13 protein-coding genes and 1 other annotated feature are annotated in these 13,385 nt (G+C 38.4%); of the genes, 1 reads left to right on the top strand and 12 read right to left on the bottom strand.

The genetic code is table 11. The features are described from left to right. Positions 1–244 precede the first annotated feature (244 nt). From ABNX05_RS03170 to ABNX05_RS03225, 12 genes are all read right to left on the bottom strand, one after another. Entirely contained in the window at positions 245–589 is a 345-nt protein-coding gene (locus ABNX05_RS03170) for a bifunctional adenosylcobinamide kinase/adenosylcobinamide-phosphate guanylyltransferase (RefSeq protein WP_349658383.1), read from the bottom strand. Then, the gene (locus ABNX05_RS03175; protein WP_349658384.1) at positions 586–1,185 is read right to left on the bottom strand and encodes a histidine phosphatase family protein; all 600 of its coding nucleotides are present in this window, start codon (positions 1,183–1,185) and stop codon (positions 586–588) included. The genes ABNX05_RS03170 and ABNX05_RS03175 overlap by 4 nt, the downstream gene beginning before the upstream one ends. Further along, entirely contained in the window at positions 1,158–1,934 is a 777-nt protein-coding gene (cobS, locus tag ABNX05_RS03180) for an adenosylcobinamide-GDP ribazoletransferase (RefSeq protein WP_349658385.1), read from the bottom strand. Before cobS ends, ABNX05_RS03175 begins: the two co-directional genes overlap by 28 nt. 39 nt (positions 1,935–1,973) lie before the next feature. Continuing rightward, positions 1,974–2,549 (bottom strand): bifunctional adenosylcobinamide kinase/adenosylcobinamide-phosphate guanylyltransferase, encoded by a 576-nt coding sequence (locus ABNX05_RS03185; protein ID WP_349658386.1) that lies wholly within the window; start codon positions 2,547–2,549, stop codon positions 1,974–1,976. 12 nt (positions 2,550–2,561) lie between these two features. Beyond that, positions 2,562–3,176, bottom strand: coding sequence for a histidine phosphatase family protein (locus ABNX05_RS03190; protein WP_349658387.1), 615 nt, complete (start codon positions 3,174–3,176; stop codon positions 2,562–2,564). Between the two features lie 282 nt (positions 3,177–3,458). Next, complete coding sequence (locus ABNX05_RS03195; protein WP_349658388.1) at positions 3,459–4,607, bottom strand: pyridoxal phosphate-dependent aminotransferase; 1,149 nt, start codon at positions 4,605–4,607, stop codon at positions 3,459–3,461. Further along, positions 4,594–5,550, bottom strand: coding sequence for an adenosylcobinamide-phosphate synthase CbiB (gene cbiB / locus ABNX05_RS03200; protein WP_349658389.1), 957 nt, complete (start codon positions 5,548–5,550; stop codon positions 4,594–4,596). The genes ABNX05_RS03195 and cbiB overlap by 14 nt, the downstream gene beginning before the upstream one ends. Further along, on the bottom strand, positions 5,547–6,230 hold the full coding sequence (locus tag ABNX05_RS03205) for an adenosylcobinamide amidohydrolase (RefSeq protein ID WP_349658390.1): 684 nt from the start codon (positions 6,228–6,230) through the stop codon (positions 5,547–5,549). Before ABNX05_RS03205 ends, cbiB begins: the two co-directional genes overlap by 4 nt. 207 nt (positions 6,231–6,437) lie before the next feature. Then, positions 6,438–6,620, bottom strand: a complete 183-nt coding sequence (locus ABNX05_RS03210; RefSeq protein WP_349658391.1) for a hypothetical protein — start codon at positions 6,618–6,620, stop codon at positions 6,438–6,440. Between the two features lie 231 nt (positions 6,621–6,851). After that, positions 6,852–8,210, bottom strand: coding sequence for an aspartate kinase (locus tag ABNX05_RS03215; RefSeq protein WP_349658392.1), 1,359 nt, complete (start codon positions 8,208–8,210; stop codon positions 6,852–6,854). A gap of 829 nt (positions 8,211–9,039) precedes the next feature. After that, positions 9,040–10,377 (bottom strand): sodium-dependent transporter, encoded by a 1,338-nt coding sequence (locus tag ABNX05_RS03220; protein WP_349658393.1) that lies wholly within the window; start codon positions 10,375–10,377, stop codon positions 9,040–9,042. Between the two features lie 395 nt (positions 10,378–10,772). Further along, positions 10,773–10,994 (bottom strand) — a binding site (T-box leader). A gap of 581 nt (positions 10,995–11,575) precedes the next feature. Beyond that, positions 11,576–12,328: a glucose 1-dehydrogenase gene (locus tag ABNX05_RS03225; RefSeq protein WP_349658394.1), complete on the bottom strand. Its 753-nt coding sequence runs from the start codon at positions 12,326–12,328 to the stop codon at positions 11,576–11,578. A gap of 205 nt (positions 12,329–12,533) precedes the next feature. Between ABNX05_RS03225 and ABNX05_RS03230 the strand changes: the two genes are divergently transcribed. Then, positions 12,534–13,154, top strand: coding sequence for a TetR/AcrR family transcriptional regulator (locus ABNX05_RS03230; RefSeq protein ID WP_349658395.1), 621 nt, complete (start codon positions 12,534–12,536; stop codon positions 13,152–13,154). The last annotated feature ends 231 nt before the right edge of the window (positions 13,155–13,385 follow it).

The raw sequence follows: 13,385 nt of genomic DNA on the forward strand, positions 1-13,385 counted from the left end.
ACGCTTTATCGCTGACGCTTCGCTTTCGCGCAGAGCTTCCTGGGGGCGTCGGGACAACAGGATGTTAGTCACGAAGGCGTTATCACAAGATGTGATGGTTTTAGCCTTCATTCCTCAATATCGCTGATCCCCAAGGAGTCGACCAGCCTCCACTCCAATCAACTTATATACAAAGCATGCGACTTTGCAAATGTCATCCCACTTTTGTGAAGTGTTTTACAAACTCTGCAAGCAAGTCACTATATCATTTGATTTGTTCCCCAATACCGTACCAAATGCGTACGACTTGTTCGGCTTCAGCAAACAATGCTTGATACAAACGCCCACATGTATCACGTAATAATCGTGCCTGTTTGTCCATCGGCACAACACCACGCCCCATGTCGGTCACAATTATATACAATGCACAATTTTCTTCAAGGGTCTTTAGTCTTGTCAAAATAGTTCTGACAAGAGGTTCATCATCCTCAAGGTCTTGTGTTACGAGCCATTTCTCTATGTTTTTAATTACTAGTACATCACAAGTAGGAGCGCCATCAGGTAGAGTGCCATCCACTAGCTCAACGTTTTGACCTGTAAGTAATTTCATGACATAGTCGGTTTTTCCACTATAGGCTCCTCCGATAAAGACATGCATCTTGCTCTCTCCTCCCAAGCCTTTCTTGAAAACGTTAAAGAAAACATTTTATCATGCGGTGTTTGGTAAGACCAAAAAGGTTGCTCAGTTGGAGCAAAGGCTACGAGTAGCGCTCGAATAACCCCGCCATGGACAACGAGATGATACACATCTTCCCCTTTTGGTAATGCAGTGAACCCTGCCAAAACACGTGCACAAAACATATCAAAGCCTTCTCCCCTTGGAGGTGGAGACTTTACAGGATCATCTAACCATGCACAATAACGATGATCTGATTGTAAGTCCTCATATGTGAGCCCTTCAAATTCTCCGAAATTCGACTCTCGAAATCTCCGATCAGACACGTAAGTTGCATTCGGAAAATAACGGAAAGCTGTTTCCCTACAGCGTAGTAAATCACTACCATACACCTTGGTGACCTCTTGATCTACAATAGGGAGTAAAGATGCATCAGCTAATGAAGAATCTGTCCAGCCGATATAACGCTTTTCTAAATTTTCCTTTGTTGGTGCATGTCTCATTAAGCGCACAGTAACAACGTCACCCACAGTACAACCTCCATTCCTTCAATTGATGCACCGAGTAAATCCCCAGAAACACCGCCAAAGTTACGCACTGTAAATTGCCGAAAGACTAAAAAAGCAATCGCTAGTACTGCCATCAACACGAACGGAACAATTGTGAAGCCAGTTACAAACAACAAGCTACTGTATGCTACAACTAATGTTAAAAGCATACAGCAGATTAGTAAACCTGGCTTAATATGTGTTTTAAAAAAGTAGGCAAGCCCCTTTTCCTTTGAGCAATTAAGCGACATAAAATAAAAGCTCATACCTACTCGTGTACATAACGGAATAAATACAAGCATCCACAGTTCAAACTTTTGCTGTACGAATAATTCGTGAAGTATGACAAATTTACCAAGCACTAAAAATAGCACTGAAAGCACACCAAATGCACCAACACGTGGATCATCCAAAATTTCAAGCCGCTTCTCACGATCTCGATAGGAAAAATAAGCATCCCCCATATCAATAAAACCGTCTAAATGTAGTCCACCAGTAAATATGGCAAATAATCCGATAATCACAAAGGCAAGTAATACCTCGCTACTAGCCGTCCATTCCGTTAAACCATAGATCACCGCAGCCACTGTCGTACCCATGAGTGCCCCTATCCATGGCAAAAAGGCGAACATCCCTGTAATTGTTGCCTTCGTTAAAGGAATTTCTTTATGTACTGGCAAAACTGTAAAAAATTGAAACGCAAGTTGTATGCTATGCCAGATATTTTTCATCGTCTTGCCTACCTTCTTTTATTTTCAAAGCATCATTCATTATTTCCATTTCTTAACGACACCATAATTGATTTCATACGCCTCATCCGCTTTAGACACGAACCATTGATGTAATTCCCCAAGCATTTGCCGGTATAACTCTACTTCCTCGTTCGTATAGGCTGGCTCATCAAATAATTCGTTTGAGACGATAAAAAACGTCACCCTTTTCTCAAGTAACGTCTCTACCGCCTCTTTTAAAACCTCAAGTTTCATTTCTAAACATCCAGGTTGTTCCACACAGGGAGCTCCCGCATCAAAACCTTCGTAAAACGCATTTGTTAACCACGTCGTAACACAGTCCCATAACACGACATCTCCATCAGTCAGTTTATGCAAAGTATTTGCGATTTCATAAGGTGCTTCTATCGTCAGCCACTCGATATTTTGCGCCTGTCTGTCTGCCTGATGTCGAATGATCCGCTTCTCCATTTCACGATCCAACGCTACGCCGGAAGCAATATAAATAAGCCGCTGCGCTTGTATAGACTCTGTTTGATAGTGAGTAACAGCCGCTTTTTCAGCAAAGTGGGATTTACCACTGCGTACTCCCCCCGTAATGAAAATCAGTGGCAATGGTTTCCCCTCCTATAGTAAATGTTGAATGTTGCCGATCTCTTGAACGTGCCATTGTTGATCGACTTGTTCAATAATCGTTACACTTGTACCATTAATAAATGGCTCTGTCCATAGCTGATCGACCCTTCGCCCTAAAATAGCGTTAATGATACACTTAATCGTTACCGCGTGTGACACAATTAAAACAGTATTCTCGGGATATTTTTCTGCTATTTTCTTTAACGTAAACATCGCTCGTTCTGTTACCATACCAAAACTTTCCGTATGGGTTGCAACGAATTGTCCAGGATAATCAGTATATAATTCATAATCCGGATGAGAAATCACGATGTCCTCGACTTTTTTCCCTTGCCAATCTCCTAAAAAAATCTCCCGTAAATTTTCCTCTTCATAGACTGGAAGCTGTCGATCAGCTAGAAGAATTTGCATCGTTTCCTTCGCACGACCACTTGAACTGCTATATGCCGCTGTAAAATTAATATTTTTCAAATGATCTCGAAGTTTTTCTGCATGTAAAATACCATTTACAGATAACGGCGAATCTAACCATCCTTGTAGCCGTTGTTCTTTATTCCACATTGTTTCGCCATGTCTTACTAAATAAAAAGTCGTCAGCTTTCTCACTCCTTATTTGCAATCAATTATGCCTCGGCATAATTACGTCCGGAATCCGCTTTGTGCTTAGGCCTGCACGATGTCGGTCATTTCGGTAATGCCACAGGACGTGGCGTGTTTACCGATGCAGGTCAGTTAGCCGTTATCGCATAGATGCGATGGTTTTAGGCTAACATCCCCTAAGGACTCCTTTCCAATTCTGTGACATCCGCCGGAGGCTTTGGGCCAACGCGATGTTGGTCACTCAATCTTTACCACAGAACGTGGCGCTGTAGCGACAGGTACAGGTGTTTAAATACCCGTTGAATAGTAGCTTAAATCTGTATTCATATCACCATCTATAGAGGTGGAAGACTTCTGCTGAATGAAGTTAAACCACGCCTGCAAACAATTCTGTAAATACGTCATGGCTACAATATCTTTAATCCCAATACGGAACCATTCGCCATTTAAGCCCATAAAGTTTTTTGTATGACGCAGTACGACGCCCTTTGATAAACAATATGTAAAAAATGTATCTGCTTGCTGATTTTTCGGTAATGCAAAACATACATAATTCGTTACACTATTTGTCACCTGGCAACCATGTTCCTGTAAATAGCTCTGTAGCGATTGTCGTTGATTTTTCGCATAGGCAATGGCTTGCTTACAGTATGTGCGTTCATCTAAACAGCCTGTCCCAATAACTAGGGCAAAGGCATTCAAGTTCCAATGCGGTAGAATATACTTTAGCTCAGTAACAACTACCGGGTTCGCCACTAAATAGCCTAGGCGTAATCCTGGAATCGCATACATTTTTGTCATCGAACGAACGACAATCAAATGAGGATTTTCTGCCACATACTGGATTAATGAATAAGCTTCATCTACCCAGTCAATAAATGCCTCATCAATGACAAGCTCACAATTGACCTTTGCACCGTGAGAGATTAATTCGAGCAGCTCCTCTTTCTTTGGAAGCACACCTGTTGGATTGTTCGGTGTACAAATATATAAAGCATCCGCGTTCACCATTTCACGCTTCAGATGCTCCATTGGCAATGTATAGTGAACAATATCCTCTACAATAATTGGCACAATTTCAGCGCCTGCAGCTGTTAATGTTCGTTCATATTCTGAAAAAGTTGGATGTACGATAATAACACGCTTATTGCTGTAGCGTCTAACTAAAACACTAAATAGCTCAGATGCACCATTACCTAGTAATATAGAATCTTTTGGCACAGCATGAAAAGCTGCTACCTTTGATAAAAACGGCTCACCGTCTGGATCTGGATAACGTTGAATTAGCGGATAAAATGTCCGCCAACGTGCCTCGACAAACGGTGGTGGCCCTGCCGAATTCACATTTTCGCTAAAATCATACACCTTTTCCGGCATATTAAGTCCTAGCTGATGATAAACATTTTGCGGATTCGCTCCGTGATTAGGTAATTGCAAAAATTAACACCTCCACTGATAACATTACTAGCGTAAAGAGCAAGGTCGCGATGCGCATATGAATCACTGACGTTGCAATATGCTCTTTTGTTAATGGGACCAATTTCTCTCCCATTATTGCTCGATAAGAAACGACACCCTTATATGTATTTTTCCCACCAAGCTGAACACCTAATTGAACAGCTGTAGCTGCTTCTAAATAACCACTGTTAGGACTTGGATGCTTTTTCGCATCTTGAGCCCACCGTTTTAAGCGCTTCCCGAGAGATACATTCGTTTCATTTTTCGTCCCAAGCACCATAAGTAAACCTGTTAATCGGCTTGGAATAAAATTAAGTACATCGTCTAGCTTTGCTGCAAACATACCAAAGTCTTTATATTGTTCGTTTTTATAGCCAATCATAGAGTCTAACGTATTAACAGCTTTATAGCCCCATAACCCTATAGCGCCAAATAAAAAGGCATAAAATAATGGAGCTGTTACGCCATCACTCGTATTTTCTGAGACTGTTTCCACAACACCACGAACAATTTCATCCTCGTCAAGTTTCTCCGTATCACGGCCGACTATCCAGGATAGCTTCACACGAGCTTCAGTAAAATTGCCTTTGACGAGCGGTTCATAGACAGCCATCGCCGCTTCCTTCAAGCTACGCTGTGCTAGTCCAATCCCAATAAGTAAGCCCTCAATCACTATGCCAAATAGCAGGCTCACCTTATAGCTTAGTAGCATAATGGCCGTCACAACAAACATCGTTGTACCAACTACAGCAAGCGCCATCACCATGCCACGGAGTTTTCTCATTCTTCCTTTATTCCATAACTCTGTTTGAGATTGAATGAGTTTTCCAATCCAGCGTACCGGATGAGGCATTTTAGGAGGATCACCCACTATTAAATCAAAAACAAGCCCAATGATACAGGCAATCACCAGTGCCATCATAACGGATTCTCCTCCTTATCTTTTTTATATTTTTGAATGGCATCGCACATCGTTTCATAAACACCATGGCCAATGATTTTGCCAAGCATCGTAATCGGCCCAGCATATTGATGGTAGTCACCTTCCTCTGTTGAAGCAATCAACAAGCTATCTGTTGAAGTACCTGTAGCTTGTGTACCCGTTGTTGGATCAGTGATGCCCTCATCAATAAGTGCCTTAACCTTTGCCTCTGTCGTAGAAATCATCGCTTGAAATAATGCTTCATCCGACAATCTCCCATTTATTAGTACCCACGTATTAATAGTCCCCGCATGATACTGCTCCTGACGATGAAAAGCTCGCGTAATATCGACGGCATTGCCAAGACCAGCAGTAATCATGATGACAAGATGAATTCCTTCATATGTAAATTCACGAACTGTCGCATACCGAGCGTAGACTGCCGTCATCATCGCCACCGTATTGTCAATGGGAAAGCCCTCAGACTGTAAAAACCGTTGCAATTCTAGCTGTGGTTTTCGCTCATCATACGTATAGGGCACTGAACGATTCATCAAATGAGTATAAAAGCCAAAACCCGGATTATGTACGGCTGAGGATACTACCTTCATCGGTGAATCTGTTTGGACGGCAACATAATGGTCAGAAATATGAATATCGCCCTTGCGAAGTGCTGACATAATCTCGCCTCCTATTCAGAAAATAAAAAAACAAATTCTTACAAAGAAGAATTTGTACTGTTGATCTTAAATTAATCATCTTTCCCCAATTTAAAGCTTTTGAATTTTCACACAGCATCGCAACTTCATAATACTCAAATTATTTATTTTTTTTGAAATTGTATCATAAATTCACAGGTTGCCACAATTCAATTTCGCGATATTTCGTTATTGTCTTTGTTTTAAAGTTTTAAAACGAATGACGGATCCTGCAATAATAAATACCCAACCAATACCGACATAGACAATTTTCATTGTTTTAGTCGAGGACGGTAAAATATCCATAATCGTTAAACAAACAAATAGTATGCCAATCATTGATAGAAGCATACCAATCGATAATTTTTTCAAAAGAAAAACCTCCAATCTGTGTACGCCCTCGATTTTACAGTATTCTCGTCAAAAAGAAAACACTAATCCGTTTCAAGGATTAGCGTTTATCCCCTCGCATTAACAAGCAGTATTTTTTCTGCCCCACCTCTACCCATTAATTAAGCAAAGGCAAAGGCAAACTGCCCGTGAACACTAATTAATAAGTGGGGATAAAGAACTCCCCACTTTTAAAAGTTTCACTATATATCCTTACACTCGCACATGTGCAAAAAATTCCTCATAAAGCGCTTGTAAAATTTGGTTTTCAAACTCTTGTAGCACTCCGAATACTAGACTAACTTCAGATGAACCTTGATTAATCATCTCTATATTTGCACCTGTTTTAGAAATCGCAGTTGCAGCACGTGCCGCTAAACCTGTATTATTACGCATACCTTCGCCTACGATAACAATCATCGAGAAACCATGACGCATTTGCACATCATCTGCATGTAACTCATTTTTCACACGAGAAAGAATTCGTTCTTCATTTTCTAGTGTAATTTGGTTTGAACGCATAATGACAGAAATATCGTCTAAACCAGACGGTGTATGTTCATAAGAAATATTTTCATCTTCCAAAATTTGAAGAAGCTTACGTCCAAAGCCTACTTCACGATTCATCAAATATTTTGACACATATAAAGTTGAAAAGCCACTGTCTGCCGAGATACCTGTAACTGGACGTCCTGTAACAGAGCGTCTTGGTACGATACGAGTACCTGGGGCCGATGGATTATTTGTATTTTTTATGTTAACGGGCACCCCAATCTTGTAGACAGGCATTAACGCTTCATCATGGAAAACTGAAAAGCCTGCATAGGATAATTCGCGCATTTCGCGATACGTAATTTCTTTAATTTCCACTGGATCATTCACAACTTTCGGGTTCGCGGAGAACACGCAGTCCACATCCGTAAAGTTTTCATAAAGCTCTGCTTCAACAGCAGCTGCTAAAATAGAGCCTGTAATATCAGAGCCACCCCGATCAAATGTTCGTAGTATGCCCGCTTTAGTGTAACCGAAGAAACCAGGGAATACAATAATTTCCTTGGTATTTTTTAGTGGCGCTAAATTAGCATAGGCCTCTGGTAATGCATACGTGCGTTCAGGTAAATCATTGACGACCAAACCTTCTTTTGGACTTACATAGCGTGCCGTCATACCGATGGAATTAAAATAAGCTGCGATTAACTTCGCGTTATTGTCTTCCCCTGCCGCTTTGATGCTATCGATAAATAATTCCTCATTCGATTTATCACCCTGTACACGTTCACGTAAATCTTCAGCGATCACATCACAAATTGTATAATCTAACTCCAAACCATCCGCAATCGCCATAAAGCGATTTACAACGATTTGCAATTCTTTCTCAATATCTTCATTTTTTAATGCTGCCATTGCTAAGTTAATTAATAAATCAGTTACCTTTATATCGTCACCAGAACGCTTCCCTGGTGCAGAAACGGCTACGATTTTACGTGCCGGATTAGATTTTACAATGTTTGCTACTTTTTGAATTTGTTCTGCACTTGCTACAGATGTTCCACCAAATTTACATACGATCATAACCATCAAATCCTAACTTTTTAAATTAAATGTATTCCTCCAAAAAACAATTGATTGTACACAGTGTACAAATTATCATTCCCTACGTCAATACAATTTAAAAAATTCACGCAATTAATCGATGGAAAATGGACAATTTTCACACTGTTTGATTTATTATACGGATTTCGTATGAAATAGTTAAGGTTTTTGCAAAATTTTTTCGTAAAATTCCAATATTCGTACAAATATTTGTCTGAACTAGCTGAATTCATCTAATTTATAGAATTTTCAATGGTGTATTTGACATGTCAAAACGGACCACGTCTTTACGAATTTATATGGATATCAAGATGAACAATTTTAATTGTATAAAGTTGTATCACTTCAACAGCAGGATGTTGATTTATTACAACGATAGGTCTAAACTCTTCGAATATGACTTCTTTATTTAAAGACATTTTTTTAAGCGTCGTAATAAAATCAAGTGACGAAAAGTATCTCAATCAAGAACTCTTTTATACTTACTTATATTTAACATTCGTAACAAAGTATTTTGCAGCAAACTTGATTGAATTGTAGTGACTTTCTTCTATATTAATTGAAGAAAACGCTTTCTCCATTATGATATGCTGAAAAAATTGTGATGTTTGTGCTATTTATGAGTGATGTCAAGCTATTCTTTTGTTGTTTTTTTATCTGTTTTAAACGGGGATTGCTTTGATTTGCGTAAGTTTGTGCTTTTATTCTGTGGAGGGCTGTATTCGTAAGGATCGGAGCAGTTCTTTAGGTGACCTGATTTTATAACGAAAAGGCCCTAACACAACGATATGCTAGGACCTTCTGTATGTTAAATCACGCCAATTACATTTAAAAATACGATAATAATTGCAATCGGTGCTATATAGCGAAGTAAGAATAACCATAATACAAATAATTTATAGCCTTTATTTTTACTTACACCCAGTTCACTCATTAATACATCTTTCTTCATTTTAAACGGTACGAAGATCGCAACTAATAATACACCGAGCGGCATAAGAATATTACTTACTGTATAGTCTGCTAAATCAAAGATATTTTTTCCGAATAATGTAAAATCGCTTAATACGCCATATGATAAAGCTGATGGAATCCCTACAACAAAGATTAGTAATCCTACAATCAATGACATTTTTTCGCGTTTCCCTTTACCTTTTGTCGTTAAAGAGGCCACGCTAATTTCCAACATGGAAATGGCTGATGTAATCGTTGCAAAGAAAAATAGTAACAAGAAAATAATGAAGAACACTTTTCCAAATGCCATTTTACTGAAAATCGCTGGCAAGACAATAAATAATAGACCTGGTCCTTGAGACGGTTCCATTCCAAATGCGAATACTACCGGGAAAATCGCAAGCCCTGCAAGCAATGTAATGACAAGTGTTAAACCGACAATAGAAAATGCGGAACGTGGTAAACTTTCTTCTTTCGGTAAATATGAGCTATACGTTACCATTACGCCTACGCCGACAGATAACGAGAAGAATGATTGCCCCATCGCATATAAAATAATTTCAGATGTAACATTTGAGAAATCAGGCTGTAAGAAGAAACGAACCCCTTCTCCTGCTCCATCTAGTGTAAGAGCACGAATAATTAATACAAAGAATAAAACAAATAGTGCTGGCATGAAATACTTATTTACTTTTTCAACACCATTTTGTACACCTTTACTTACGATAAAAATAGTCATAAGAATAAATAATAGCTGTGATCCAACTGCTAAAAATGGATTAGCAATGATTTCAGTAAAAGTTGCTTCGTAAGAGCCATTGCCTTCCCACAGTCTACCTGTAATCGCATTCCATAAATATAATAAAATCCATCCTCCAACAACACTGTAGAATGAAAGCAATATGAAACAAGTGACAATCCCTAATTTACCTACCCACGGCCATTGCGTTCTTGGAGCAATAGTTCTATATGCTTCAACAGCCTCTTTTTGTGTACTTCTTCCAATAACAAATTCCGCCAATAATAACGGTAAACCAATTAATAAGGTAAAACCGATGAAAATAAGGAAGAACGCACCGCCACCTCCAATACCGGCCATATACGGGAACTTCCAAATCGCCCCAAGACCTATCGCTGAGCCCGCTGCAGCTAAAATGAAACCTAATTTCGATGTCCATTGCTGTGAATTCATCTCTTTATCTCCTCTCTTTTTCTATTTCTTCGTCGTTTATTACAATTCGGTCTTTATTCATATTGGTCTATCGTACTCCTTTCTCATACAACCACTGCTTTTCAAATAAAAATCGTCCCTACGAAAATGTAGGGACGATAAAAATATCGCGGTACCACCCTAGTTATGAAGATTTAACAGGATGAAAACCTTAATAAAAAAACGTCCCTACGCAAATACGTAGGGACGATTATATATCGCGGTACCACCCTAGTTATGAAGATACAACAAGAGATAAACCTTAATAAAAATGCCCCTACGCAAATACGTAGGGACGATGTAATATCGCGGTACCACCCTAGTTATGAAAATACAACTAGAATAAGACCTAAATAAAAAACGTCCCTACGTAAGTACGTAGGGACGATATATATCGCGGTACCACCCTAGTTGTGAAAAATTCTTCACCACTTTATTTGATAACGGTATTCACTACCGTCTTCCACTTCCTCACAACATGTGATTTATGAAAGATGCTCCAGGTCGAAATTCATGATCATCTATATACTGATTCGCACCAACCATCAGCTCTCTGAAATAGGGAGATTTTCACTACTTAATCCTATCATTGCCCAAATATTAATTTTCCGAATTGATACTATCATTTTTATCACACATAAAAAAAAGAGTCAATTAATTTTTTGAATTTTTATGTATTATCCTCTTATTTTTTGCTATAAAAATTCAAAATATTACTTTTGAATGAATACCCTTATTAAACATCGATAGGGGTAATTTTGGAATTCAGGAAAAAAAGGACAGAATTACTTATAAGAGCTGGTTTGTCATTAAAGATGAACTGGAAGAAAAATTTGTATCAAAATTTCAATACCTCCAATACTGCACTGATAATAGTATTTCAACGATTTTAATACAATCCAGGCGTCGTTTTCTCAGACTATCAACAAAATGGGGTAAAACCCATTTTTATCTTTATCCTACCATAAATATCAAGTTCCGCTATCCTAACTATTTCTCTACTTAGTCATTTCTTTAGTTTACGTATTTTTCTATTTCATACCCGAATCTACTTCCCTTTGCAAACGGGTATTCACTTCCCTTTTCAATGAAATTTTCTACTTCCATATGTAATAACAAAAAAACTAGGCTCACATTCTATGTGAAACCTAGTTTTTATCTCAAGTTTAATTGCTCTTTATTAAATAGCTGTCCAACCGCCATCAATAACTAATTCTGCACCTGTCATAAAGCGTGATTCGTCAGATGCTAAAAATACAACGCCATAGGCAACATCCTCTGGTTCACCAAAGTATGGAAGCTGCGTATACGTTTTATAGAAAGGAAGAGCTCCTCCTTCTTCCATCGTTGGTGCTGTCATTGGTGTCACGATGATACCAGGATGTACGGAATTTACACGGATTTTATCTTTTCCATATTCAACTGCAGCTGATTTTGATAGTACGCGTAGTGCCCCTTTAGCCGCTGTGTATGGACTTGTACCTGCCATACCAACAATACCGCCAATGGAAGAAATATTAATAATAGAGCCCCCGCCTGCTTTTTGCATTTCAGGAATCACATATTTCATCCCAATAATACAGCCATTTAAGTTAATGTCCATTATTTTATTCCATTCGTCCATTTCCATGTTGGCAATCGTTTTCGGTGAAGAAACACCGGCATTGTTAACGAGTACATCGACCTTACCATATGTCTTCATTGCTTCGGCAATGACGGACTTCCAAGCATCTTCAGATGTCACATCATGCTGAATCCCTATAGCATCACCGCCACTTTCTTTAATTTCTCTTATTAATTGGTTCAATGGTTCGATTTGAACATCTGTAGCGATAACTTTTGCCCCTTCTTGAGCAAATAATTTTGCTTCAGAAGCACCCATCCCCATTGCTGCCCCAGTAATGATGGCTACTTTTCCATTTAAACGACCCATATTAAAACTTCCTTTCTAAATGAAATAAAACGACTAATTCATGAACATATTAACAACTAGTTGTATTTTCGACACAATGTCGTTAATATAAGTATATCAATACTCTTAAAAAGGGCAAACAACACAATTCATAGATTCGACGCTTTAGCAACGAACTTATAGCCAGTGTTGTAATAATAGAAAAAATAAGACAAGGAGCTTAAAAATGTCGAATAAGAAACAGAAAATGGACCCGCGGGTTATGAGGACGCGCCAACTACTAAGAGACGCACTTGTGGAATTAATTGAAGAAAGGGGCTTCGAAAAGATTACTGTACAAGATATTACAGAACGAGCGACCTTAAACCGTGCTACCTTTTATCTACATTATAGCGATAAGCTCGATCTTCTCTATCAAAGCACAAAGGAAATATTAAATGATTTAGTGAGCAGTCTTAACGATACATTCGATGACAAGCTAGAATTTGATTTTTCAAAAGATGCAGATGAGCCACACGATACATTTTTGCATTTATTCGAGCAAATTTCTTTAAATAGCAAATTATATAAGGTGTTTTTAACTGAAAAAGATATTCCTTATTTTTCTTCAGGCTTGAAGGAAATCATCATCGATTTTATCTCAAATGGGATCAATTTTACACAACCTGATGATAAGAGGCTTACAGTGCCACGTGAAATGGCTGTCAGATATTTTGCTGCTGCCTTTCTCGAGGTGATTGTTTGGTGGTTAGAAAACGATATGCATTATTCATCAAAATATATGGCTACTCAGCTCATGCGTATTACAATGATGGGCCCTTATGTTGACAATCCTTTTGGAAAATAAAGTAATTTTATGCTATCAACTTCATAGGAAAAACCATCTTCATTTTAAATATGTCGTGTAAATGTTAGCAAGCGAGGCAGTTCATTATATAGCAGTAGAATAGTTTAAAAAAGGGTTCCTATTCTTTATTTATAGGTGTTTTCTCAAGAATTGCTTGCTAGTGGAATGTACAATTAATAACAATTCAGAAAATAATATATAGTAATTTTATATTTTTTTTGATATCTTTTT

Origin of the sequence: Lysinibacillus zambalensis (assembly GCF_040183165.1) — a bacterium.
In the GTDB taxonomy this organism is placed as follows: domain Bacteria; phylum Bacillota; class Bacilli; order Bacillales_A; family Planococcaceae; genus Lysinibacillus; species Lysinibacillus zambalensis.